Origin of the sequence: Neisseria dentiae (genome assembly GCF_014055005.1) — a bacterium.
Classification (GTDB): Bacteria; Pseudomonadota; Gammaproteobacteria; order Burkholderiales; family Neisseriaceae; genus Neisseria; species Neisseria dentiae.
In genome coordinates, this window is record NZ_CP059570.1 from 2,490,216 (window position 1) to 2,514,398 (window position 24,183).

A 24,183-nucleotide genomic window follows, 5' to 3' on the forward strand; every position below is an offset into this window, starting at 1 on the left:
GAAAAAGTCTCAACAAGGAATACACCATGTCGCATTTAATCGAACACTGGCAGCCCGAAGACAAAGATTTCTGGCAGAAAACCGGCAAAAAAACCGCCACCCGCAACTTGTGGATTTCCATTCCCGCGCTGCTTTTGGCATTCGCCATCTGGCAGGTGTGGAGCGTGGCGGTGGTGAACCTGCCCAATATCGGCTTCAAATACACCCCCAACCAATTGTTTTGGCTGGCCGCGCTGCCCGCCTTATCCGGCGCCACCCTGCGGATTTTCTATTCGTTTATGGTGCCGATTTTCGGCGGCCGCAAATGGACGGCGCTCTCCACCGTCAGCCTGCTGCTGCCCGCCGTCGGCTTGGGCTTTGCCGTGCAAGACCCGAATACCAGCTATATCACCATGATGGTGCTGGCCTTATTGTGCGGCTTCGGCGGCGGCAATTTCTCATCCAGCATGGCCAACATCAGCTTTTTCTACCCCAAAGCCGAAAAAGGCACCGCGCTGGGCTTAAACGCCGGTTTGGGCAACTTGGGCGTGTCGGCGGTGCAGTTCGTGGTGCCGCTGGTGATTACCGCCGGCGTGTTCGGCGCCTTGGGCGGCGAGCCGCAAATCTGGGTAAAAGACGATGTAAGCAAACAGATGTGGCTGCAAAACGCCGGCTTTATCTGGGTGCCGTTCATCATTCTTTCCACGCTGGCCGCCTGGTTCGGCATGAACGACTTGGCCAGCGCCAAAGCCAGTTTTAAAGAACAAGCGGTGATCTTCAGCCGCAAGCACAACTGGATTATGTGCATACTCTATCTGGGCACCTTCGGCTCGTTTATCGGTTTCGCCGCTGGCTTCCCGCTGCTCACCAAAAGCCAGTTTCCCGGCATCGACCCCGTTAAATATGCCTTTTTAGGCCCGCTGGTGGGCGCGCTGGCACGCCCGCTCGGCGGCTGGTTGTCCGACAAAATCAAAAGCGGTGCGCTGATTACCCAACTCGTGTTCGCCGGTATGATTGCCGCCGTTATCGGCGTGATTTCCTTTCTGCCCGCCAACGGCGAAGGCGGCAGTTTCTGGGGCTTTTTCGCCTGTTTCCTCGCCTTATTCGCCCTCACCGGCCTGGGCAACGGCTCCACCTTTATGCAGGTGCCGGTGATTTTTCTCAATATGCACCAAAAATTCGCCCAACAAGGCTTGGTAAGCGAAGAGCAGGCGCGCCTGAACGCCACCAAAGAAGGCGCGGCGGTCATCGGCTTTACCGCCGCCTTCGCGGCCTACGGCGGCTTTTTCATCCCCAAAAGCTACGGAACATCGATAGATTTAACCGGCAGCGTCAACGCCGCATTAATCGGTTTTATCGTTTTCTATGTGGTGTGTTTGGTGTTGAACTGGTGGTATTACGCCCGAAAAAATGCCGAAGCGAAGTGTTGAGGCAGGCGCGCCAAATGCGCGATACCCGGGTTTAACCCGGGTATTTTTGTTTGGGTGATCAACCCCAACCTAAGTAAGCTAACACAGTTTATCTCTATAAACCCCTGATGCCGTCGTGCCCAACTAAAACAATGGGGTGAGATGATCGAAAAAATATATGCCTATTACCCTATTGCTCTTCATGTCAAAAACAATTTCACCGTTTTCTTAAAAATAATTACCCGTGAAAAGAGTAATCTACACCACCTTGTAGGTTGACAGCTAAATAATTTTGTTCGTCACGGCCCTCGAACTTGATATTCGAAAGGGCTGTATAATAATAGAAAATTTCTAATTAAAAACAATAACTTATGTTTTAGCTGAATGTCATTTTGCCGACGCGGGCACATTTGCCGGAAGTTCGGCTTTGCCCTGCGCCTTGCCTGCGAAAAATGCCTGCCTGAAAAATATTTTTCAGGCAGGCATTGTGCTTTTCAGACGGCCTTATTTCGCCGGCGTATCCATCCAATCGATGTTTTTCATTTTGCGCACAATCACCCATTCGTCGCGGTTGGAGCCTACCGTGCCGTAGTAGTTGAAGCCGTAGGCCAGTTGGGCGTAGCCGCCGATCATGTGGGTGGGCTTCAGGATGGCGCGGGTAACCGAGTTGTGGATGCCGCCGCGCTTTTTGGAAACTTCGGCCGCGGGGGTGTGGACGATTTTTTCCTGCGCGTGGTACATCAGAATCATGGTTTCGGGGATGCGCTGGCTGACCACGGCGCGGCAGGCGATGGTGCCGTTGGCGTTGAACACTTCCACCCAGTCGTTATCAACAATCCCTGCTTTTTTGGCATCGGTTTCGCTGATCCAAACGTGCGGCCCGCCGCGCGAGAGGGTGAGCATGCGCAGGTTTTCGGAATAGGTGCTGTGTATGCCCCATTTTTGGTGCGGCGTTAAGAAATTAAGGGTGATTTCTTTGTTGCCGTTGGGGTATTTGCCCAATAGCTTTTGGGTGGTTTTGAAATCGACGGCGGGTTTGTACACGCACAGGTGTTCGCCGAAATCGCGCATCCATTTGTGGTCTTGGTAGAACTGCTGGCGGCCGGTAAGGGTGCGCCACGGAATCAGTTCGTGTACGTTGGTGTAGCCGGCGTTGTAGCACACTTCTTCGCTTTCCACGCCCGACCAGATCGGCGAGGTTACGATTTTGCGCGGCTGGGCGACGATGTCGCGGAAACGGATGGCGGTGTGTTCGCTGCTGTTGATCAGGTGGGTGTGGTCGCGGCCGGTGGTTTTGCCCAAGGCTTCCCAGGCTTTTTTGGCCACGTGGCCGTTGGTTTCGGGCGCGAGGGTGAGCACCATTTCGCAGGCGTCGATGGCGGTGTCGATTTTCGGCTGGCCGGCGCCGGCGCCTTCTTCGCGCACGCCGTTGAGTTTGCGCAGAAATTCGACTTCGTGTTTGGTGTCCCACGCCATGCCTTTGCCGTTGTTGTTCACTTTTTCGAGCAGGGGGCCGATGCTGGTGAATTTTTCGTAAACGGCGCCGTAGTTGCGCTCAACCACGGTAACGGCGGGCATGGTTTTGCCGGGAACGGGGTCACATTCGCCGTGTTTCCAGTCTTTCGGGTCGAAGGGTTGGCCGAGTTCCTGCGGGCTGTCGTGCATGAGGGGGGTTAAGACGATGTCTTTGCGCACGCCGAGGTAGTCTTTGGCCAGCTCGCTGAATTTTTTGGCGAAGCCTTTGTAGATTTCCCAGTCGGTTTTGCTCTGCCACAGAGGCTGCACGGCTTCGGTTAGGGGGTGGATGAAGGGGTGCATATCGGAGGTGTTGAGGTCGTCTTTTTCATACCAGGTGGCGGTGGGCAAGACGATGTCGCCGTAGAGGCAGGTGGTGGACATGCGGAAATCGAGCACGGTGAGCAGGTCGAGCTTGCCTTCGGCGGCGGGGCGCACGGTGATTTCAGACGGCCTGATGCAGTCTTCGTCGTTTTCGTCGCCCAACACGGCGTTTTGGGTGCCGAGCAGGTATTTCAGAAAATATTCGTGGCCTTTGCCGGATGAGCCGAGCAGGTTGGAGCGCCACACAAACAGGTTGCGCGGGAAGTTTTGCGGGTTGTCGGGGTCGTTGCAGGCCATGTCGAGCGAGCCGTCTTTCAGACGGCCTGCCACATATTGCGCGGCATCGGCGCCGGCGGCTGCGGCTTCGTCGGCAATGTCGAGCGGGTTGGCGCCCAGTTGCGGCGCGCTGGGCAGCCAGCCCATGCGTTCGGCTTTGGCGTTGTAGTCGATCATCGAAATGCTGCCCATGCTGCCGTCGGCATTGGGGGCGAGGATTTCGTCGGCGCCCACTTTTTCATGCCGCCATTGGCTGGTGTGGGCATAGAAGAACGAGGTGCCGTTCATCTGGCGCGGCGGGCGGTGCCAGTCGGTGGCGAAGGTGAGCGGAATCCAGCCGGATTGCGGGCGCAGTTTTTCCTGCCCCACATAGTGGCACCAGCCGCCGCCGGATTTGCCGATGGCGCCGCACATCATCAGCATGTTGATGATGCCGCGGTAGGCCATGTCCATGTGATACCAGTGGTTGAGGCCGGCGCCCACGATGACCATGCTGCGGCCTTCGGTGTCGTGCGCGTTTTGGGCGAACTCGCGGGCTACCTGAACCACCAGCTCGGGTTTCACGCCGGTGTGTTTTTCCTGCCAGGCGGGGGTGTAGGGTTTGTCTTCGCTGTAATCTTTGGCCGAGTTTTCGCAACCCAAGCCGTTGTCGATGCCGTAGTTGGCCACCATTAAATCAAACACGGTGGCCACCAGCGCGGTTTCGCCGTTAGCCAGCGGAATGCGTTTGGCGGGCACTTTTCGGTAGATCATGTCGTCGTGTTCGCCGCCGAAATAGGTGAAGCCCACGCTGGCGGTTTCGTCGGCGCTGTTTTTCAGCGACAGCGCGGCCTGCGCCTCTTTGCCTTGCGCGAGGGTTTCGAGGTTCCATTTGCGGCTGCCGTCCCAGCGGAAGCCGATGGAGCCGTTGGGCACGGCGAGGCCGTCTGAAAGCTCGTCCCACACCAGCGTTTTCCATTCGGGGTTTTGCGCTTCGCCGAAGTTGCCGCTCAATTCGGAAGCGCGCAGGAAATATTTGGGCGCATAGCCTTTGCCGTCGGCTTCCAGGCGCACCAGCATCGGCATATCGGTGAGGCGGCGGATGTAGTCGGTGAAGTAGGGCGAGGGGTTTTCGAGGTGGAATTCTTTCAGAATCACATGGCCCATCGCCATCGCGAGGGCGGCGTCGGTGCCTTGTTTGGGGGCGAGCCAAATGTCGCCGAACTTGGCCATTTCGCCGAAATCGGAAGAAACGGCCACGGTTTTGGTGCCTTTGTAGCGCACTTCGGTGTAGAAGTGTGCGTCGGGCGTGCGCGTCATCGGCACGTTGGAACCCCACACCATCAGATAATTCGAGTTATACCAGTCGGCCGATTCGGCCACGTCGGTTTGTTCGCCCCAAATCTGCGGGCTGGCGGGCGGCAGGTCGCAATACCAGTCGTAAAACGATAAGGCCACGCCGCCGAGCAGGCTTAAGTAGCGCACGCCCGCCGCATAGCTCACCATCGACATCGCCGGAATCGGCGAGAAGCCGATTACGCGGTCGGGGCCGTAGTTTTTAATGGTGTAGGCATTGGCCGCCGCCACCATCTCGTTGGCCTCTTCCCAAGAAGCGCGCACGAAGCCGCCCAAGCCGCGTTGGGTTTTATAGGATTTGGCGCGCGCTTCGTCTTCCACGATATACGCCCACGCTTCAATCGGGTTCATGGTTTTGCGCGCCTGCCGCCACATTTCGGCCAGCACACCGCGCATCATCGGATATTTCACGCGCTGTGCGGAATACACATACCAGCTGTAAGAAGCCCCGCGCGGGCAGCCCCTCGGCTCGTGGTTGGGCAGGTCGGGGCGGGTGCGCGGATAATCGGTTTGCTGGGTTTCCCAAGTGATCAGGCCGTTTTTCACATACACCTTCCAACTGCACGAACCGGTGCAGTTCACGCCGTGGGTGGAACGCACCACCTTATCGTGCTGCCAGCGGCTGCGGTAGGCGTTTTCCCACTTGCGGTCTTCGGTGGTTAACACACCGTGCCCGTTGGCAAACGGCTCGTGTTGTTTGCTGAAGAATTTCAGGCGGTCTAAAAAGTGGCTCATGATGTATTCCTTTGGCTTGTCGTTTCAGGCAGGCATATAGTGAATTCACTTACTCCGTTACGGTGTTGCTGCGCCTTGTCGTACTACCTGTACTGTCTTCGGCTTGCTGCCTTGTACCGAAGTAAGTGAATTCACTATAGCCTGTCTGAAAAATAATTTTTTACACTTTGGAATATAAAACAGCCTCTCGCCGGAAAATATGCACCGAAAGGGTTTGCCGCCGCAGCAAAAGGCTAGGAAAAAGCGGGCGTTTGAATTAGCGGGCTAGTTCTTTGGGATTAGAAAACCGTCAGGCCGTCTGAAAACCGCCGTCATACTCGGGCTTGACCCGAGTATCTTGGTGGTTCCGCAAGAAAGGGGAGATACTCGGGTCAAGCCCGAGTATGACGGGAATGTTTAAAGTTGATGATGGGTTTGCAGGCAGAAAGGCCGCTTGAAAACCAAACCTTTTCGTTTTCAAACGGCCTTATCCCTTACAATAACGCCCATCTTCAATATTTTTTCAGACGGCCTGATTATGCTTTCCCAAAACCCATCCGCCGGCCTGCTGCAAGGCTTGAACCCCGAACAACTTTCCGCCGTTACCTGGCCGCCGCAATCCGCGCTGGTGTTGGCGGGCGCAGGCAGCGGCAAAACCCGCGTGCTCACCACCCGCATCGCCTGGCTTTTGCAAAGCGGGCAAGCAAGCGTGCACAGCATTTTGGCCGTAACCTTCACCAACAAAGCCGCCAAAGAAATGCAAACCCGCTTGGGCGCCATGATTCCCGTTAACGTGCGCGCCATGTGGCTGGGCACTTTCCACGGCCTGTGCCACCGCTTTTTGCGCCTGCACCACAAAGACGCCGGCCTGCCTTCCACCTTTCAGATTCTCGACAGCGGCGACCAGCTCGCCCTGATCAAGCGCCTGCTCAAACAGCTCAACATCGCCGAAGAAATCATCGCCCCGCGCTCGCTGCAAGGCTTTATCAACGCCCAAAAAGAAAACGGCCTGCGCGCATCGCAGCTCACCGCGCCCGACCCGCACACCCAACGCCTGATCGAGTGCTACGCCGAATACGACAAAACCTGCAACCGCGAAGGCGTGGTCGATTTTGCCGAGCTGATGCTGCGAAGCTACGAAATGCTGCAAGCCAACGAAATCCTGCGCCGCCACTATCAAAACCGCTTCAACCATATTCTGGTCGACGAATTCCAAGACACCAACAAACTGCAATACGCCTGGCTGAAATTAATGGCGGGCGACACCGCCGCCGTGTTCGCCGTGGGCGACGACGACCAATCCATCTACCGCTTCCGCGGCGCCCACGTCGGCAACATGACCGCCCTGATGCGCGAATTCAACATCGAAGAGCCGATTAAGCTCGAACAAAACTACCGTTCGGACGGCTACATCCTCACCGCCGCCAACGCCGTAATCGAAAACAACGCCGAGCGGCTCGGCAAAAACCTGCGCACCGATGCCGACAACGGCGACAAAATCCGTTTCTACACCGCCCCCGTCGATTTCGACGAAGCACAATTCATCATCGACGAAGCCAAATCCCTGCAACGCGAAGGCTGGCGGCTCGACCACATGGCCGTGCTCTACCGCAGCAACGCCCAATCGCGCATCATCGAACAAGCCCTGTTCGCCGCCGGTATCCCCTACAAAATCTATGGCGGCCTGCGCTTTTACGAACGGCAGGAAATCAAACACGCGCTCGCCTACCTGCGGCTGGCCGTCAACCCCGACGACGACAACGCCCTCTTGCGCGTGATTAACACCCCCCCGCGCGGCATCGGCACCCGCACCATCGAAAATATCCAGGCCGCCGCCGCCGGGCAGGGCATATCCCTCTGGCAGGCCGCCTGCGGCATGGGCGCCAAAGCCGCCAAAGTCGCCGCCTTCGTGCGCCTGATTGAAGATTTGCGCGCCCAAGCCCCCAACGTATCCCTGCAAGAAATGATGCTCGCCGTTACCCGCGACAGCGGCCTTGTCGAATACTACAAAACCCAAAAAGGCGACCACCAAGACCGCCTCGACAACCTCGACGAACTCATCAGCGCCGCCGTCGCCTTCAGGCCGTCTGAAAGCAACTTCGAAATCCTGCCCGACAACGCCGCCGAAAGCCCGCTGTTTCCCATACTCGCCTTTCTCAGCAACGCCGCCCTCGAATCCGGCGAAAACCAGGCCGGAGCCGGCGAAGAAGCCCTGCAAATGATGACCGTGCACGCCGCCAAAGGGCTGGAATTCGACGCCGTTTTCCTCACCGGCATGGAAGAAGGGCTGTTTCCCAGCGAATACAGCCTCGCCGAACGCGGCGGCCTCGAAGAAGAACGCCGCCTGATGTATGTGGCCATCACCCGCGCCAAAAAACGCCTCTACATCAGCATGGCCCAACATCGCCTGCTGCACGGCCAAACCCATTTCGGCATCGTTTCGCGCTTTGTCGAAGAAATCCCCGAAGAAGTGCTGCACCGCCTCTCGCCCCCGCCCAAACGCTTCAACAGCTTCACCGACGTGTCTAAAACCAAAAACCGCACCGCCGTCGAACACTACGACCTGCCGCAAGAATACGCAGGCTTCCGCATCGGCCAAAACGTGCGCCACGCCAAATTCGGCACCGGCGTCATCATCGACGCCGTCAACAAAGGCGAATCCGCACGGCTTACCGTGAATTTCGGAAAAGAAGGGATTAAAGAACTGGATACCAAGTTTGCCAAGCTCGAGGCCGTCTGAAAAAAGGCCGTCTGAAAAAGGGTAGGCAGTTGTGAGATTTGATGCGCTGTTTTTCAGACGGCCTTAGATGCGAATGATGTAGGTCGGATTCTTGAATCCGACATTGTGGGGCGTTGCGGCAAGCAGATTGTCGGATACGAGTATCCGACCTACTCGATGCCGTCTGAAAAGATATAGGCAGTTTGGGAGTTTGATGCGCTATTTTTCAGACGGCCTTAGATGCGAATGATGTAGGTCGGATTCTTGAATCCGACATTGTGGGGCGTTGCGGGAAGTTTGGGCAGGTTGTCGGATACGAGTCTCCGACCTACTCGATGCCGTCTGAAAAAATATAAGCAGTTGGGAGGTTTGATGTGCTGTTTCTCAGACGGCCTCATTGTTTATTGCAGGTAGTGTGTGGCGCAAGCCACGCACGCAGTTTCAAAGATTCTGACAATGCGTGCGTGCAGAGGCACGCAGGATACGCTTGCTGGAGGCCGTCTGAAAAAGATATAGGCAGTTGGAAAGTTTGATGCGTTGTTTTCAGACGGCCTCAGATGTGAATTGTCGGATTCTTGAAGAATTCGAAATATAGTGAATTCAAATAAAAACTCCGAAATGAAATAACTGCATTCAAACTTGCAATTGGGCGATATGCTAAAGAATCGTTTTACCCTACTTCGGCATTCTTATTTTAATCCACTATAATTAGGTATCGTAGGTTAATTTTATTAAGGACAAATTGAATTTTAAATATTTAGAAGGAAAATAATATGCAAAAAGAAAGAGGAGTGGTTATATCTAACCCTTTTAAACCAAATTATTCATTTTTGCCTAAAGAAAAATATTGCAATATAGTAGAAGAGTTATTAGATTATAGGCAGCGAAGAGTAGCAAGTGGAGTGCGTTTGGAAGGACTATTATCAGGTAAAGATATTATTAAATATCTAGTATATTGGGATAAAATAGATCTTCCAAATAATAATATTGTAAGTACTGCCTTGGCTGACGATGATTTAATATTACTTCATGAGCAAGGCATATTAACTCGTACTTTTTGCCAGCTGATAGGTGGATACTCTGATATGGCAAGTATGATGCTGGAAGTACAGCTGCAAGCTTTTCAATTTCATGATAAACAAAATCCTGGACAATGGACTCTTGCACAAGAAATAGATGATTTATATTTACCACAAGATAAAACAGAAATGAAAAGAGTTGTTGAGTTTAATCTTTTTAATACTCTGCCTGTACCAGTTGACTCAACTCCTATTCATGAAATTCTTGAATTTAAGGATAGAAGAAAAGATGAATTATTGCAATTGCGAAACCATTTAGACGATATTTATATCTCTATAATTAATGCAGAGGAATCAGGGAAAGAATATCAAAAAAGAATTCAGGAGATACATCAAGATTTATATGATTTGAATAGACTATTCCAGGAGAATAAAATTCGTACGCGGTTTGACTCTTTGAAAAGTTATTTTCAAGATATTCTAGAGCGCTTAAGCCTCTTTGGTCTTCCATCTTCAATTGCAGGAATGGCGAACCAAATACCATCATTAGCACCATACGTCCCAAGTATTAATGTTCAAATGACAGCAGGGGCAATTCTTGCATTTAGTAGAAAACAGATTCGTGCTCCCATTATGGATTCACCTTTAAACACCAGTCCTTTTGCCTATACTTTCCAAATGGGGCGTGAATTTCGTAGGTAGAAGGATTAATAAAAATTAGAAGAATTGCAGTTAAGTACATTAGAAAAATATTATAGTAAGTAATGGATTGAAATGAAAAATTAAAGAAAATTTTCAGAACTATTTCCTTTCTTTCCATGATGTTGATAGCCACTATATTATTTAATTTTCTCCAAAAAATTGCTCAACGAAGTCCGCCATTTCTCAATGATGAAACACCAAATCGAGCTATACAGCGGCCTGCTCGAAGCCTCGCAACACGCCGCCGCCAGCATGGGCGACCCTGAAAAAGCCGACCGTTATGTGCAGGAAACCTTTACCCAAATCCGCAACCGTTTGCTGTCGGCGCAGGCGCAAGAGCATCATCAGGCCGCCGACGGCAGAGAAGACGATATGGCCTCAGATAAAATCGTTAACCTGTTGGATAAGATAGCCGATTTGGCCAACAAAAAGCCGTCTTAAACAAGCAATGTCTGTCTGAAAAAACAGCCGCCGTTTGCCAAACAAAACAAGCCTTGCGGCTTGCCGCCCTCTCCCCAACCCTCCCCCACGGGGGAGGGCGCACCGCGGCTGTCGGGTTTTCATTGGCGGGTTTTGGCAAACACCTGATTCTGCCTGCCGTCTTAAACCCATCCGCAATCTGCTCCCTTTCCCGTGGGAGAGGGTTGGGGAGAGGGCTTTTGGCGTTTCGATAGCTCCTAACGGTATAAGCCAGCGCAGCCTGCATATGTAGGGTGAGACCTTTGCAAAATTCAAATTGCCATCTAAAAATCCGAACTCCGTCATTCCCGCGTAGGCGGGAATCCAGACGCTTGGCATCCAAGTATTTGTTTAATCAATGCTTCAATATTTCCATCTGGATTCCCGCCTACGCGGGAATGACGGGATTTAAACATTTCAGACGGCCTTAAGGTATTTTTGCAAAGGTCTCAGGGTGTGCGCCTTCGGCGCGCACGCGTTGTTTGATTTTCCACCCACCGCGTGCGTGGCTTACGCCACACATCCTACCGCTCACAATGCGAACCAGCCTGTAAATCCAACAAGGCCGTCTGAAACCCTGTCAAGCAGCTTTTCAGACGGCCTAAATGAATTTTGCAAAGGTCTCGGCCTTAACAATTAATACCCATGCCATACTCGGGCTTGACCCGGGCATCTGTGTTTACTTAAGAAAAACCACAAAGATACCCGGGTCAAACCCGGGTATGACGGATTGTTTTGAATATGGCGGGGTTATTTGCAGGTTCGGCAAACCCCGTCGGCCTTACCCGACGCTACCCGCCGTAAACCGCCACAAATCTCAGGCGCACGTAGTCGGCGATGGTTTGGCCGTTTTCGTGCGGCAGCAGGGTTTCGGCGGTGGCGGCGGCTTCGGCCAGCACGGCGGCGTGTTCGGCGTTGCTCATGGCGGGCAGCATCGGCTCGGCGAAGGTGTCCAGCCAGCCGGCGGCGCCGGTGGGCAGCGGCGTGGGGCGGGGGAACAAGGCGATATGGGGCACGCTGAAGCCGTGTTGTTCGAGTAGAGCGCGGTAGGCTTCGGCGGTGGGGAAATACCAGCATTCGCGCGCTTGCAGGCCGCGTGCGTGCAGGGCTTGCCGCAAGGCCGTCTGAAAGGCGGCGATGTTGCCGCTGCCGCCGAATTCGCCCACGAAGCGCCCGCCCGGTTTCAGGGCTTGCGCCACGCCGGCCACCACGGCTTCGGCGTCGGTCATCCAATGCAGGGCGGCGTTGGAGAATACGGCATCGAATTCGTGTTTGAACGCCAGTTTTTGACCGTCGCCCTGCACGGCGTTGAGGCCGAGGGTGCGGGCGGCGGCCACCAGTTCGGCGCTGCCGTCGAGGCCGACGGTGTCGCAGCCGGTATCGGCGATTTTTTGGGTGAGCACGCCGTCGCCGCAGCCCAAATCCAAGATGCGTTCGTGCGGCTGCGGGGCGAGCAGGTCGATTAACGGTGTGCCGTAGTCGGCTACGAAACGGGCGTTGCGGGCATAGGCGTCGGCCTGCCAGTGTTGGCTGGGGGTGTTGTTTGGCATGGGTTTCCTAATATCGTGCTAATTTTCGGATGTTAGAGTGAATGCCGCAGCATAGGTGTTTTTTCAGACGGCCTTTAGCCCGATTGGCTCAATTTTGCAATTCGGAAGGCAGAAAACCGAAATGCTGTTTGAACGCGGCGGCAAAACGGCCGGAGGAACGGTAGCCGCAGGCGGTGGCTGCGTTGCCGACGCTAATCGGTTGGCCCATCAGCAGAAACAGGGCGTTTTCCATGCGCAGTTGGCGCAGCAGCACGGCAAAGCTGGTGTGTTCGGCGAGCAGGCGGCGTTTGAGGGTGCTGGTGCTCAGGCCGAGCGCGGCGGCGGCTTGGGTTTGCGTCCACGGCAGGTGCAGTTGGGCGGCGAGCAGGCGTTCGAGTTTTTCGGCGGTGGTGAGGGTTTCGCCTTGCGAAAACCGCCAGCCTTGCGCATCGAGCAGGGCGAGCAGGTAGAGCACGTCGGCGCGCCCGGGTTCGGCCGCCTGCACCAGTTTCTGCCAAACGGCGGCCAGCGCGGCATCGGGGCGGGTGTGAAAGGCGAAGGTGCGGGGCGCGGGGCTTTGCGCGGCGAAGGCGTCGATGTCGCTTTGGCTAATCAGCAGCAGTTCGGCCGTGTAGGGTTTGCCCAGCGCGGCCTGCTGGATAATCTGCCATTCGCTGCGCCGCTCGAAACAGAATATTTCGCCCGCGGCGATGCGGATGTCGCGTTGGGGCTGCGGCAGGATTTTGCTGCCCGACACGATGCGCCCGGCCATGCTCTGCCGCATCATGATGCGGCGTATGGTTACGGTGTTGCGGGCGCTTACGCGGATAACGCGGCTTTTCATGTTTAGGCGGCCTGTGGGTGAAGTTATGGTGGGTTTGCCTGGCTTGCGCTGCGGCGTTGCTGCGCCTTTGGGCGTGGGCATCCGCTATCGGCGCATTATCATTATTTTATCGCCGTTCGGCAGAAAAACACGTACATTCGCGTTTTACCCGAAAACCATATGAGGCCGTCTGAAAAAACGGTGTTGGATATTTTCAGACGGCCCAAGCGGATTTTGCAAAGTTCTAAATATGTGAGAGAGAACCGATATGACGACCCAACCTTTATTGTTCCGCCGCCTTTGCGCTTCACTGCTGTTGTGCGCCGCGTTGCCCGCCTGCGCCGCCGATACGGGCGGTTTGCAGCAGTTGCGGCAGGTTTTCGAGCCTTCGGGCGCGGTTCAGCTTGCCGACGGCCGCGTGCTGGCGGTGGAAGACGAAGCGGCACGCGCCTTCAACCTGCTGGATCTTAAAAACGGCAGCCTGCATGAAAACGAAGCCGCCGATGCCGAGCTGCTGGCCTCGTTCAACCGCGAGCTGAGCGATTTGGAAGCGCTCGCCCAAGACGGCGAAGGCTGGGTTTATGCCGCTTCTTCGCATTCGGAAACCAAACAAAACGAGCGGCAGGCCGGGCGTGAGCATTTGCTGCGCTTTAAAATCCGAGGCAACCGCGCCGCCGGGATCAGCTATGCGCCCAACCTGAAAGATGCGTTGCTGCAAAGCGAAAGCGTGCACCGCAGTATCGCCGCCCAAACCGGCGGCCGCCGGATTGATTTCCACACCATGAATATCGAAGGGCTGCATTACGACACCGCCGCCAAACGCCTGCTGCTGGCGTTGCGCGACCCGCTGCCGCTGATTGTGGCGGTGGATAACCCGCAAGAGGTGTTCGGCAAAGGCGCCGCGCCCCAGTTCGGCGAAACCGTGGTGTTGAAGCTCAACGGCGGCGGCATCCGCTCGCTTGCCTACGATCCCGTGCTGGAAACCTATCTGATCGCCAACGAAATCACCGGCAGCAACGGCAAAGGCCAATTGCAATTGTGGACATGGAACGGCCGCGCCGCCTCGGCGCCCGTTATGCTCAACCTGCCCGCAGCGGCGGAGCTGAAAAACATCGAAGCGGTAACGCCGGTGAACGTGGGCGGCAAGCCTTATCTGCTGCTGATGGGCGACGAAGGCAGCGCGAAAAAACAGCGCGGCGCGCGTTATTTGTTGGTGGATTACGGCAGTTTGAAGAAATAGGGCGGGCAGGGCGGTTAAGCGGGCGTTTGGGCGGAAAACCTCATGATGCCCGCTTCGCTCACAAACGCATCGAGCGCAATATCGTGCGCTTCGTGCGGCAGGCTGCCGCACAACTGGCAGGCAAAGCCCGCGCCCACCGTGTGCGGTTTCAAGCGGCCTTTCAAAGCCGCCAGCGTAACGTCGTAATAACCGCCGCCCTGGCCCAAGCGGTAGCCCTGCCGGTCGATGCCCACCAGCGGCACCAGCAAAACGTTGAGGCGGTGGGCGCGGATTTTGCTGCCGCTAAATTGCGGAATCGCCAAGCTGCCCCGGCTGTGCCTGCGTTCCGCCTTGCGGCCGTCGGCCTGATAGGGGGTGAACCACAGCCGCAGCGAGTGCGGTTCGATATAGGGCAGATAGAGCTTGGCGCCGCGCGTTAAGGCCGTCTGAATAAAGCCGTTTAGGCGCAGCTCGCTGCCTATCGGCCAATAAATGCCGATGCGGCCGTTGCGGCGGATATGGCGTTTCAAAAAACGGTTGGCGGCCAGCTCGGCGCGGGCGCGTTCGTTTTTGCCCAGCGATTGGCGGGCGCGGCGCAGGCTGCGGCGCAGCCCGGCTTTATCTTGTGCACTCATTTCAGACGGCCTTTTGTGTTGCGGTGGCATATTCTGCATCAAATTCAGTTTCTGTCGGGTTTCGGATTGGGGCTTTTGCAGGTTATTCAGGCCGAGACTTTTGCACAAAGCCGGCTTATTCCTAAAAATATTTTACTTCGTCATACTCGGGCTTGCCCCGAGTATCTGTTATTTCTTTTGAAGCAAAAAGATGCTCGGGTTGAACACGGGCATGACGCAGAGTTTTAAGATGTTGGCAGAAATTTTGCAAAGGCCGCAGGCCGAGACCTTTGCAAAATTAAAAAAACATCACAAAAAATTTATTTCCCGTCATTCCCGCGTAGGCGGGAATCCAGTCGTTTTTTTTATAAGTTATTGAAATAAAATGCTTGATAGTTTTAAGGCTGGATTCCCGCCTACGCGGGAATGACGGAATTTAAGCATTTCAGACGGCATTCAGGGTATTTTTGCAAAGGCCGCAGGCCGTCTGAAAACAGATTTCAGACGGCCTGCGGTTTATCGGCAATGCGGTGCTGCCTACTCGGGGCGCATTTGCGGGAACAGAATCACATCGCGGATAGACGGCGCGTCGGTCAGCAGCATCACCAAGCGGTCCAGCCCGATGCCGCTGCCGCCGGTGGGGGGCAGGCCGTATTCCATCGCGCGGATGTAGTCGGCGTCGTAGTGCATAGCTTCGTCGTCGCCCGCGTCTTTTTGCGCCACTTGCGCTTTGAAACGGGCGGCTTGGTCTTCGGGGTCGTTCAATTCCGAATAACCGTTGGCCAGCTCGCGGCCGACGATAAACAGCTCGAAGCGGTCGGTTAAGCCGGGCTTGGTGTCGGAAGCGCGCGCCAGCGGCGATACTTCCACCGGGTAGTCGATGATAAAGGTGGGGTTCCACAGCTTGCCTTCGGCCGAGCCTTCAAACAAGGCCAGTTGCAGGCTGCCGATGCCGGGCGATGGCGGGATTTTTTCGCCGTGTTTCACGATTTCCTGTTTCAGCCATTCGGCATCGTTCAATTGCTCGTTAGTGTAGTGCGGGTTGTATTTTTTTATCGCTTCGAGAATGGTCAGGCGCTCGAACGGGCTTTCCAGATCGACTTCTTTACCGTTGTAGCTGATTTTGGCGGTGCCGCACACGGCTTTTGCGGCATGGCGGATCACGCCTTCGGTCATTTCCATCATGCGCTCGTAGGTGCAGAAGGCTTCGTAGAATTCCATCATGGTGAATTCGGGGTTGTGGCGGGTGCTCATGCCTTCGTTGCGGAAGCTGCGGTTGATTTCAAACACGCGCTCCAGGCCGCCCACTACCAGCCGTTTCAGATACAGCTCGGGGGCGATGCGCAGGTAAAGCGGCATATCGAGCGCGTTGTGGTGGGTAACGAAGGGCTTGGCCGTGGCGCCGCCGGGAATCGGGTGCATCATCGGGGTTTCCACTTCGAGATAGCGCTCGCCCACCATATAGTTGCGCACGGCCTGAATGATTTGGCTGCGTTTGATAAAGGTGTCGCGCGAATCGGCGTTGGTAATCAGGTCGGCATAGCGCTGGCGGTATTTCTGCTCTTGGTCGGTTAAGCCTTTGTGTTTGTCGGGCAGCGGGCGCAGCGATTTGGTTAGCAAATGCAGCTTGGCGGCGCGCACGGTCAATTCGCCGTGGTTGGTTTTGAACAAGGTACCTTCCACGCCGATGATGTCGCCCAAATCCCAATGTTTGAAGGCGTTGTGCGCCTCTTCGCCCACGCCCTGATTGTTCACATACACCTGAATCTGGCCGCTCACGTCTTGCACGGTGGCGAAGCTGGCCTTGCCCATGGCGCGTTGCAGCATCATGCGGCCGGCGATTTTGACGGGGATTTCCTGCGGGTCGAGTTCGGCCTTTTCCAGCGCGCCGTATTGCGCCTGCAAATCGCCGGCAAAGGCGTCGCGCTGATATTGGTTGGGGAAGGCGATGCCTTGTTTGCGGATTTCGTTGAGTTTTTCGCGGCGCAGGGCGATGATTTGGTTTTCGCTCAACTGCGGCTCTTCGGTGTGGGGAGTATGTTGTTCGCTCATGGAGTTTCCAAAAAAATGCAGGCACGCGCGGCCTGATGCTGTTGAATTTTGGGCGGTATTCTACGCGCTTTCGGCTGTTTTTACTATGCGCAAAGGCCGTCTGAAAAGATTTTTCAGACGGCCTTTCAATCGGTTTTCAATCGGGGTTAACGAACGCGGCGGCAAGCTGCTGGCGGTATATCGGTATGGGCAAGGCACAGTAACGCCGTGACGGAAATCAAGTTGATTCACGGTGTGTAGCGCGCCAAGACAGTTTGAGACCTTTGCAAAAACCTCTCATCTGCGGCGTATTCCTGCGTTGTGCGTTTATGCCCTTTAGGGTGCTGTTCGCTCGCTTAGCCTTGTGCTTGTGTCTACAACTCGCTGCGCTGCTGCGCCTTGAACGGCATCCGCATCTGGAGGTTTGCAAAGGTTTCGGTCTTTAATTTTGCCGGTTGTGCAGATAATCGAACACCCGGCTGCCGTCGATTTCGCCCAAGCCGCGGATGCGTACCCTCGGGTGGCGGCCGAGCAGGGGAAACAGTTCGGCTACGTTGTCATCGGGTTGCAATTCCGGCAGATTATCGCCGCTGAGCGGCAGAAAATCGGTAATCTGGCTGATTTTGCCGTAGTCGGCGTTTTCGCTTTGGAAAAACGAGCGGACGAATTCGTTGGCCGGTTGGGTTTGCAATGCTTCGGGCGTGTCCAATTGCTGCAATTTTCCGCCTTGCAATACGGCGATGCGGCTGGCCAGGCGCTGGGCCTCGGTCATGTTGTGGGTAACGAAAACGACGGTGGTGCCGAGGCGGCGGTGGATGTCGGCCACCATTTCCTGCAAGGCGTTGCGCGAGAGCGGGTCGAGCGCGCTGAAGGGTTCATCCATCAGCAACACGTCGGGTTTGGCGGCAATCGCGCGCAAAATGCCGATGCGCTGCTGTTCGCCGCCGGATAGTTCGTGCGGATAGCGGGCGGCGTATTTCGCCGGCGGCAGGCCGACCATTTCGAGCAGTTCGCCGCTGCGCCGGCGCCGCTCGCTTTTGCTCCAGCCCAAAATATCGGGAATCAGCTCGATGTTTTGCTGTACGGTCATGGTGGGAAACAGGGCGATCTGCTGCAAAACGTAGCCGATGCGGTGGCGCAGCCGGCGGATGTCGTAATCCTTGATGCGCCGGCCGTTGAAATATACGTCGCCTTCGCTGGGCTCGGTGAGCGCGTTAATCATTTTCAGGGTAGTGGTTTTGCCGCAGCCGGAGGGGCCGACCATCACGAAAAACTCGCCTTCGCGAATGCTGAGGTTCAGCCCGCTGATGACGTGTTTGTCGCCATAGTGCTTGCCGACTTCGCGAAATTCGACAATCGCATTCATGGAGCCTCCTTCTTGTTTAGCAATTGGTGGGCGGCGAGGTATTCGGCGGCGACTTTGGTCGGCGCTTCGCCGTTGTTTTTCACCCTGTCGTTCATTTCCGACATTTCTTCTTCGCTGATTTTGCCCGCCAGCCGGTTGAGCGCTTGCACCACTTGCGGGTGTTGCTCGGCAAATTCGGCCTTCATCAGCGGCGCGCCTTGATAATAGGGGAACAGCTGCAAATCGTCTTTCAGCAGTTGCAGGCGGTAGCGGCGGATTTCGGCATCGGTGGAATAGGCGTCGACCAAATCGATGCGGCCGTCTGAAAGTGCGGTGTAGCGCAGTGCAGGCTCGATACTGGAAACATTTTTCAAGGGGATACGATGGGTTTCAGACAGGCCTTTGTAGCCGTCTTGCCGGTCGATGAACTCCAGCGTGAAACCGGCGCGTATCTTATCTTTCACTTTGGCCAAATCGGAAATGGCGGCCAGCCTATGCTGTTGCGCATAAGCCTGCGGCACCGCCAGCGCATAGGTGTTCTGATATTTCATCGGCGCCAGAAATACCATCTGATATTGTTCGGCCAACAAGTCTTTGGCCAGCAGATAAGTTTCTTGCGGATTCAGAATCCGACCCTCCTGCCCGGCCGGCCGCCTGACCAGGCTTTCCAATACGGTGCCGGTGAATTCGGGATAAATATCGATTTCGCCGCTGTTGAGCGCGTTGAACAGGAAACTGGTTTTGCCGAAATTCGGCTTCAACACCACTTGAGCATCCGGGTTTTCCGCTTCAATCAAGAGTTTATACATATTGATTAAAATATCCGGCTCGCTGCCCAGTTTGCCGGCAATCACCACTTGGCGGCCGCCGGCTTGGCTGTTCCACCATTGCGCGCCGAGAAGTAGCGCCACCAGCACAACGCCCACGCCCAGCGCATGGCCGGCTTTTTTGCGTTGCATCCAATAAACCAGCCCGCTCACCCCCACCGCCAGGAGGGCCGAAGCGGCCGCGCCGATAAAAGTGAGCGCCGTATTGTTGCGGTCTATGCCCAGCAAAATGATGTTGCCCAAGCCGCCCGCGCCCACCAATGCAGCCAGCGTGGCGGTGCCGATAATCAGCACGGCGGCGGTGCGGATGCCGGAAATCATCGCCGGCAGCGCCAAGGGCAGCTCTACCCGCACCAGTTTCTGCCAACGCGACAGCCCGAAAGCGGTGGCCGCTTCTTTAATCGAGGGAGGGATTTCGGAAAAGCCGAGGTAGGTGTTTTGAAAAATCGGCAGCAGGGCGTAAAGTGTTAGCGCGATCAGCGCCGGCGGCGTACCGATGCCGACAAACGGAATCAGCAAACCCAGCATGGCCAGCGAAGGAATGGTTTGCAACACGCCGGTAAACTGCAACACCGTTTCCGCCTGCTTGCGGCGGCCGGAAAACCATACCGCCAGCGGCACGGCAACCGCCACCGCACACACGAGCGCAGCCAGTGAAATCAGCAAATGCTCCAGCGTGGCATCGAGCAATTCGGTTTTACGTTCCAGTAGGGTTTGCAGGAGTATGTTCATTAGGAGGCGCGCTTTTCGAATGTTTTAAAGTAAGTGGGCATGAGCGGGGTTTGGTTCCCTTTTTTACTGTAATAAACGAACTTGGGTCTGGCTGAAAGTTTTCAGACAGGTATTTTATCGGGTAAAAACAACAACCGTAGGCGGAGAGCCGCCAATACAGTTATCTGACTCCGCAAGCAGCAGGTGGCGGGCGAACCGTTTTGAAAACGCTCAAAACACATACCAATTTATTGATTTTTATTAAAAATAAAGAAATAGCCGTCTGAATATGTTTTCAGACGGCCTTTCAATCGGTTTTCAATCGGGGTTAGCGGGCACGGCGGCAAACCACTTCGGCTTGGTTGCCGTGCAGCCCGGTGTAGGAAAAGACGGCCGTGTCGCCCTTTTGATGCCACTCGCCGCCGTGCCCCCACAGGCCGGTGCTGCCGGCATAACGTTCGCCCGATGCGGCAGGCACCTGCGATAAAACGGCCGTGCGGTCATCAATGCGGATTTCGATCCGGTCGTTGCTCAAACGGCGCACTTGGGCGGTTAAACCGATATTGTCGCAATCGAACGCGGCCGCAGCGGCAGGCGCACGGTTGTCGTGCGGCTGCTGTTTGTGGTGGCCGGGCTGTGCGCAGGCCGCCAGCAGGGTTAAAGCCGAAGCTGCTAAAACAGTAGCTAATTTCATAAGGCATTCCTTTCTTAAAAATCAAACCTGCCGAAACGGCGGTTATCCGTCATATTATAGCCGCAAATGTCGGCGGGATACCATGATGCTGCTCAAACCGAAAGGTCTCCGGCCGTCTGAAAAGCCTTTGCCGCACCGCCCGTTTTCAGACGGCCTTTAACTTATAGCGCCTCCAAGCCCCTTACATTACAATAAAGCTTTTCGAAATAACCGAGAGCCACATCATGACTGTTAAAACCCGTTTCGCCCCCAGCCCCACCGGCTACCTGCACATCGGCGGCGTGCGCACCGCCCTGTTTTCATGGGCTTTTGCCAAAAAACACAAAGGCGAATTCCTGCTGCGCATCGAAGATACCGATTTGGAGCGCTCCACCGCCGAATCGGTCAACATCATTTTAGACGGCATGAACTGGGTCGGCCTCGATTACGACAACGCTGACAACGTTATCTACCAAACCCGCCGCTTCGACCGCTATAAAGAAGTGATTGCCGAGCTGTTGGCGCAAGGCCACGCCTACCATTGCTATTGCAGCAAAGAAGAGCTGGAAGCCATGCGCGAGAAAGCCGAAAAAGAAGGCACCGCCACCTACGACCGCCGCTGGCGCCCCGAGCCTGGCAAAACCCTGCCCGAAATCCCCGCCGGCCGCGAACCGGTTGTCCGCTTCAAAACCCCGTTGGAGGGCGTAACCAAATGGCACGACTTGGTGAAAGGCGAAATCAGCATCCCCAACGAAGCGCTCGACGACCTCATCATCGCCCGCGCCGACGGCACGCCCACCTATAACTTCTGCGTGGTGGTGGATGATTGCGACATGGGCATCACCCATGTTATCCGCGGCGACGACCATGTCAACAACACCCCCAAGCAAATCAACATCTTAAAAGCCATCGGCGCCAAGCTGCCCGAATATGCCCACCTGCCGATGATTTTGAACGAGCACGGCAAAAAAATCTCCAAACGCAGCGGCGACACCGTGGCCATCACCGATTTCGGCCAAATGGGCATTCTGCCCGAAGCCATGCTCAACTATCTGGCACGCTTGGGTTGGGCGCACGGCGACGACGAATTTTTTACCATGAAGCAATTTGTCGAATGGTTTGATTTGAAAGACGTTTCCCCCTCTCCCAGCCGCATGGATTTAAAAAAACTCTATTGGATTAACGGCGAACACCTCAAAATCACCCCCAACGACACGCTCGCCGCGCTGGTGAAACCCCGCTTGGCAGTGCGCGGCGTGGAAGTGCTCGACAAACCCGCGCTGGAAGACGTGCTGGCATTGGTGAAAGACCGTGCCCAAGATTTGAATACGCTGGCCGACGAATGCGTGTATTTCTACCAAAAAGCCGTGCCCGCCGAAGCAGATGTGCAGAAGCACTGGAGCGAAGAAGCCCCCGCGCGTATGCGCCGCTTCGCCGACCTGCTCGAAGCGCTGCCCGATTGGAATGCCGAGGCCATCCATGATTTATTCAAACCCTTCTGCGAAGCCGAAGGCATCAAAATGGGCCAACTCGGCATGCCCCTGCGCCTGGCCGTATGCGGCACGGCCAAAACCCCCAGCGTGGACGCGGTGTTGGCCCTAATCGGCAAAGAAGAAGTGTTGAAGCGGATCCGCAGCACTTGATTTGGTAGGTTTAATTGATAGCATAAAGGCATCTGAAAAAATTTTCAGATGCCTCTAAATCTTTGTAGGATTGTTATTTCAAATTCAAATACAATTTATATCAACTGCGCAGCTTCCAGCCCGACTTCAAAATGCCCAACACCAACACGGCCAGCCCTATGGTAAACCCGCCGACCACGCCGAACGACAGCCACGGCGATGTGTCGCTTACCCCGAAAAAGCCGTAGCGGAAGCCGTCAATCATATAAAAAACCGGATTCAGGTGGCTCACGCCGCGCCAAAATTCGGGCAGGCTGTTGATCGAATAAAACACGCCCGATAAAAAAGTGAGCGGCATAATCAGGAAATTTTGAAACACCGCCAATTGATCGAATTTTTCGGCCACAATGCCCGCCAACAGCCCCAGCATACCCATAATCATACAGCCCAACAGCGCAAAAACGAGTATCCACAGTGTATTGTGCGGCATCGGCAGGCCGAACGGGGCGGTAACGGCCACCACGCCCGCGCCGACCAGCAGGCCGCGTACTACCGATGCGCCGACATAGGCCGAGAAAAAGGCCGAAGTGGAAATGGGCGGCAGCAGGATAAACACCAAATTGCCGGTGATACGCGATTGGATCAGGCTGCTGGATGTGTTGGCAAATGCGTTCTGCGTCATACTCATCATTGCCAGGCCGGGAATCAGAAAGGCGTGATACGGCACATCGGGCAGGGCTTCCACATATCTGCCGACGGCATGCGAGAAAATCAGTTGGTAGAGCAGCGCGGTCAGCATCGGGGCGGCTATGGTTTGTATGCCTACCCGCCAAAAGCGCAGAATTTCTTTTTTAAACAGGGTGGAAAATCCGGTCATTTCGGTATGCGGTATGGTGGTGGTTGGGGCCGTCTGAAAGCATCGGTTAATGTTTCAGACGGCCTGAAATTTATATTTGCCCAGTTAGGAATGATACGGCGCCGGGCTGTCGGGTTATCGTGCGAAAATCGGGATAGGGGATTTTACTGTTTCGTGTCTAAGTCGGTTTTCCGCTATATCAAACTGTAAACGTTAAGTTGCTTTCGTAAGCAAAACGGCTGCTCTGAAGCAGGCAGCCGTTTTCGGTTTGCGGGAGCAGCCGGTTTCAGGCGGCTTGGGTTTCTACGAAGCTCACGCCGTTCAGCTGCGATGCCAGCACGGCATTGCGCAGGGCCGACAGGGCTTTGGGGCGCACGAAGTTGCGGCGGTAGGCCAATACTACGCGGCGGTGCGGGGCACTGCCCTCAAACGGAATGATGCTGAACAGCATATGGTCGTTTTCGGTGAGGGCGGTGGCGGGCAGCACGCTGATGGAAAGGCCGCTGGCAACCATGTGGCGGATGGTGTTGATGGAGCTGCCTTGCAGGGTGTTGGTCAGCCCCTGTATTTTTTGGCGGGAGGCCAGTTCGGAGCAGCTTGCCAAAACCTGATCGCGCATACAGTTGCCTTCGGTAAGCAGCAGTACCTGTTCTTCGGCCAGCATGGCGGGGGTAACGGTGTCCAGCTCTTCGAAATGGTGCCCTTTGGGTACGATCACAAAAAACGGTTCGTCGTATAACGGCTCGGTAACGATGCCCGGCTCGTGATAAGGCTCGGCCACGATGATGGCATCCAAATCGCCGCGCTTGAGGGATTCGGTGAGAATCTGGGTATAGTTTTCTTCAAGCATCAGCGGCATATTCGGCGCACTCTGGCGCAACGACATAATCAGTTTGGGCAGCAGATAGGGGGCAACGGTGAAAATCAGGCCGAGTTTGAAGGCGCCGTCCAATTCGTTCTGCTCTTCATTGGCCAGATGCTTGATCAAATCGGCCTCTTCCAACACCCGGCGGGCTTGGGCGATGATACGCTCGCCCGCTTCGGTGGTGATGATGTCGTTGCTGCTCCGGTCAAACAGCGATACGGCCAGCTCTTCTTCCAACTTTTTAATGGCAATCGAAAGGGTGGGCTGGCTGACGAAGCAGCGGCGGGCGGCGCGTCCGAAATGGCGCTCCTGCGCCACTGCAACGATGTAGCGCAATTCGGTTAAGGTCATGCTTCTTCGGCCTTCTTCTGCTCCGGCAAGGTAATGTTCAGTTCAAGCACGTCCAAGCCGTTCTGTTTTTCTTGGGAAATGCGGATGTCTTCCAAAGATACATGCACATATTTAGACAACACTTCCAGCAGCTCTTTTTGCAGGGTGGGCAGGTAGTCGGGAGCCTGCTCTTTGGCACGCTCTTGGGCGATGATGATCTGCAGGCGGTCGCGCGCAACGGCGGCGGTTTTGTTTTTTCTGCCGAACAGTAAATCAATCAATGACAT

Annotated in this window: 18 protein-coding genes; 7 read left to right on the top strand and 11 right to left on the bottom strand. The window is 55.4% G+C overall.

What is annotated here, in order from left to right; translation table 11 throughout:
• The first annotated feature begins 26 nt into the window (after positions 1-26).
• A complete protein-coding gene (locus H3L92_RS11655) occupies positions 27-1,409 on the top strand; it encodes a NarK family nitrate/nitrite MFS transporter (protein WP_085365247.1) in 1,383 nt (460 codons plus the stop codon).
• Positions 1,410-1,892: 483 nt separating this feature from the next.
• Here the strand turns inward: H3L92_RS11655 and H3L92_RS11660 are convergent, their stop codons facing one another.
• On the bottom strand, positions 1,893-5,573 hold the full coding sequence (locus tag H3L92_RS11660) for a nitrate reductase subunit alpha (RefSeq protein ID WP_085365246.1): 3,681 nt from the start codon (positions 5,571-5,573) through the stop codon (positions 1,893-1,895).
• Between the two features lie 517 nt (positions 5,574-6,090).
• Here H3L92_RS11660 and H3L92_RS11665 point away from each other — a divergent pair.
• The 3 genes from H3L92_RS11665 (at position 6,091) to H3L92_RS11675 (ending at position 10,433) form a co-directional block, all read left to right on the top strand.
• The gene (locus tag H3L92_RS11665) at positions 6,091-8,292 is read left to right on the top strand and encodes a UvrD-helicase domain-containing protein (protein ID WP_085365328.1); all 2,202 of its coding nucleotides are present in this window, start codon (positions 6,091-6,093) and stop codon (positions 8,290-8,292) included.
• Between the two features lie 752 nt (positions 8,293-9,044).
• Positions 9,045-9,992 (top strand): DUF6236 family protein, encoded by a 948-nt coding sequence (locus tag H3L92_RS11670; protein ID WP_115336243.1) that lies wholly within the window; start codon positions 9,045-9,047, stop codon positions 9,990-9,992.
• Positions 9,993-10,178: 186 nt separating this feature from the next.
• Positions 10,179-10,433: a hypothetical protein gene (locus H3L92_RS11675; protein WP_085366816.1), complete on the top strand. Its 255-nt coding sequence runs from the start codon at positions 10,179-10,181 to the stop codon at positions 10,431-10,433.
• A gap of 809 nt (positions 10,434-11,242) precedes the next feature.
• Here the strand turns inward: H3L92_RS11675 and H3L92_RS11680 are convergent.
• Together H3L92_RS11680 and H3L92_RS11685 are read right to left on the bottom strand one after the other, a co-directional pair.
• Positions 11,243-12,001: a class I SAM-dependent methyltransferase gene (locus H3L92_RS11680; RefSeq protein ID WP_085366815.1), complete on the bottom strand. Its 759-nt coding sequence runs from the start codon at positions 11,999-12,001 to the stop codon at positions 11,243-11,245.
• An 88-nt stretch (positions 12,002-12,089) separates the two neighbouring features.
• Positions 12,090-12,824 (bottom strand): helix-turn-helix transcriptional regulator, encoded by a 735-nt coding sequence (locus tag H3L92_RS11685; RefSeq protein ID WP_160149161.1) that lies wholly within the window; start codon positions 12,822-12,824, stop codon positions 12,090-12,092.
• A gap of 13 nt (positions 12,825-12,837) precedes the next feature.
• Between H3L92_RS11685 and H3L92_RS11690 the strand changes: the two genes are divergently transcribed.
• Both H3L92_RS11690 and H3L92_RS11695 read left to right on the top strand, forming a co-directional pair.
• Complete coding sequence (locus tag H3L92_RS11690; protein ID WP_160149162.1) at positions 12,838-12,987, top strand: hypothetical protein; 150 nt, start codon at positions 12,838-12,840, stop codon at positions 12,985-12,987.
• Between the two features lie 84 nt (positions 12,988-13,071).
• A complete protein-coding gene (locus H3L92_RS11695) occupies positions 13,072-14,043 on the top strand; it encodes a hypothetical protein (RefSeq protein ID WP_085366813.1) in 972 nt (323 codons plus the stop codon).
• Between the two features lie 14 nt (positions 14,044-14,057).
• Here H3L92_RS11695 and H3L92_RS11700 read toward each other — a convergent pair whose 3' ends face one another.
• From H3L92_RS11700 to H3L92_RS11720, 5 genes are all read right to left on the bottom strand, one after another.
• Positions 14,058-14,657: a 5-formyltetrahydrofolate cyclo-ligase gene (locus H3L92_RS11700; protein ID WP_085366812.1), complete on the bottom strand. Its 600-nt coding sequence runs from the start codon at positions 14,655-14,657 to the stop codon at positions 14,058-14,060.
• 516 nt (positions 14,658-15,173) lie between these two features.
• A complete protein-coding gene (gene lysS / locus H3L92_RS11705) occupies positions 15,174-16,688 on the bottom strand; it encodes a lysine--tRNA ligase (protein ID WP_085366811.1) in 1,515 nt (504 codons plus the stop codon).
• A gap of 421 nt (positions 16,689-17,109) precedes the next feature.
• Positions 17,110-18,033 carry an ABC transporter ATP-binding protein gene (locus tag H3L92_RS11710; protein WP_085366810.1) on the bottom strand — a complete coding sequence of 308 codons (924 nt, stop codon included), beginning with the start codon at positions 18,031-18,033 and terminating at the stop codon, positions 17,110-17,112.
• On the bottom strand, positions 18,030-19,571 hold the full coding sequence (locus H3L92_RS11715) for an ABC transporter permease/substrate-binding protein (protein WP_085366809.1): 1,542 nt from the start codon (positions 19,569-19,571) through the stop codon (positions 18,030-18,032). Before H3L92_RS11715 ends, H3L92_RS11710 begins: the two co-directional genes overlap by 4 nt.
• Positions 19,572-19,878: 307 nt before the next feature.
• Positions 19,879-20,244: an MliC family protein gene (locus tag H3L92_RS11720; RefSeq protein WP_085366808.1), complete on the bottom strand. Its 366-nt coding sequence runs from the start codon at positions 20,242-20,244 to the stop codon at positions 19,879-19,881.
• Between the two features lie 224 nt (positions 20,245-20,468).
• On the opposite strand from H3L92_RS11720, the gene gltX reads away from it, so the two are divergent.
• A complete protein-coding gene (gene gltX, locus H3L92_RS11725) occupies positions 20,469-21,866 on the top strand; it encodes a glutamate--tRNA ligase (protein WP_085366807.1) in 1,398 nt (465 codons plus the stop codon).
• A gap of 100 nt (positions 21,867-21,966) precedes the next feature.
• Here gltX and H3L92_RS11730 read toward each other — a convergent pair whose 3' ends face one another.
• From H3L92_RS11730 to minE, 3 genes are all read right to left on the bottom strand, one after another.
• Complete coding sequence (locus tag H3L92_RS11730; protein ID WP_085366806.1) at positions 21,967-22,722, bottom strand: ABC transporter permease; 756 nt, start codon at positions 22,720-22,722, stop codon at positions 21,967-21,969.
• A gap of 265 nt (positions 22,723-22,987) precedes the next feature.
• Positions 22,988-23,917: a hydrogen peroxide-inducible genes activator gene (locus H3L92_RS11735; RefSeq protein ID WP_085366805.1), complete on the bottom strand. Its 930-nt coding sequence runs from the start codon at positions 23,915-23,917 to the stop codon at positions 22,988-22,990.
• Entirely contained in the window at positions 23,914-24,183 is a 270-nt protein-coding gene (gene minE / locus H3L92_RS11740) for a cell division topological specificity factor MinE (protein ID WP_085366804.1), read from the bottom strand. The genes H3L92_RS11735 and minE overlap by 4 nt, the downstream gene beginning before the upstream one ends.

Excerpts from the sequence above, each read along its gene's own strand:
- H3L92_RS11655 (WP_085365247.1), top strand. The coding sequence starts at position 27 with ATGTCGCATTTAATCGAACACTGGCAGCCCGAAGACAAAGATTTCTGG.
- H3L92_RS11660 (WP_085365246.1), bottom strand. The coding sequence starts at position 5,573 with ATGAGCCACTTTTTAGACCGCCTGAAATTCTTCAGCAAACAACACGAG.
- H3L92_RS11665 (WP_085365328.1), top strand. The coding sequence starts at position 6,091 with ATGCTTTCCCAAAACCCATCCGCCGGCCTGCTGCAAGGCTTGAACCCC.
- H3L92_RS11670 (WP_115336243.1), top strand. The coding sequence starts at position 9,045 with ATGCAAAAAGAAAGAGGAGTGGTTATATCTAACCCTTTTAAACCAAAT.
- H3L92_RS11675 (WP_085366816.1), top strand. The coding sequence starts at position 10,179 with ATGATGAAACACCAAATCGAGCTATACAGCGGCCTGCTCGAAGCCTCG.
- H3L92_RS11680 (WP_085366815.1), bottom strand. The coding sequence starts at position 12,001 with ATGCCAAACAACACCCCCAGCCAACACTGGCAGGCCGACGCCTATGCC.
- H3L92_RS11685 (WP_160149161.1), bottom strand. The coding sequence starts at position 12,824 with ATGAAAAGCCGCGTTATCCGCGTAAGCGCCCGCAACACCGTAACCATA.
- H3L92_RS11695 (WP_085366813.1), top strand. The coding sequence starts at position 13,072 with ATGACGACCCAACCTTTATTGTTCCGCCGCCTTTGCGCTTCACTGCTG.
- H3L92_RS11700 (WP_085366812.1), bottom strand. The coding sequence starts at position 14,657 with ATGAGTGCACAAGATAAAGCCGGGCTGCGCCGCAGCCTGCGCCGCGCC.
- lysS (WP_085366811.1), bottom strand. The coding sequence starts at position 16,688 with ATGAGCGAACAACATACTCCCCACACCGAAGAGCCGCAGTTGAGCGAA.
- H3L92_RS11710 (WP_085366810.1), bottom strand. The coding sequence starts at position 18,033 with ATGAATGCGATTGTCGAATTTCGCGAAGTCGGCAAGCACTATGGCGAC.
- H3L92_RS11715 (WP_085366809.1), bottom strand. The coding sequence starts at position 19,571 with ATGAACATACTCCTGCAAACCCTACTGGAACGTAAAACCGAATTGCTC.
- H3L92_RS11720 (WP_085366808.1), bottom strand. The coding sequence starts at position 20,244 with ATGAAATTAGCTACTGTTTTAGCAGCTTCGGCTTTAACCCTGCTGGCG.
- gltX (WP_085366807.1), top strand. The coding sequence starts at position 20,469 with ATGACTGTTAAAACCCGTTTCGCCCCCAGCCCCACCGGCTACCTGCAC.
- H3L92_RS11730 (WP_085366806.1), bottom strand. The coding sequence starts at position 22,722 with ATGACCGGATTTTCCACCCTGTTTAAAAAAGAAATTCTGCGCTTTTGG.
- H3L92_RS11735 (WP_085366805.1), bottom strand. The coding sequence starts at position 23,917 with ATGACCTTAACCGAATTGCGCTACATCGTTGCAGTGGCGCAGGAGCGC.
- minE (WP_085366804.1), bottom strand. The coding sequence starts at position 24,183 with ATGTCATTGATTGATTTACTGTTCGGCAGAAAAAACAAAACCGCCGCC.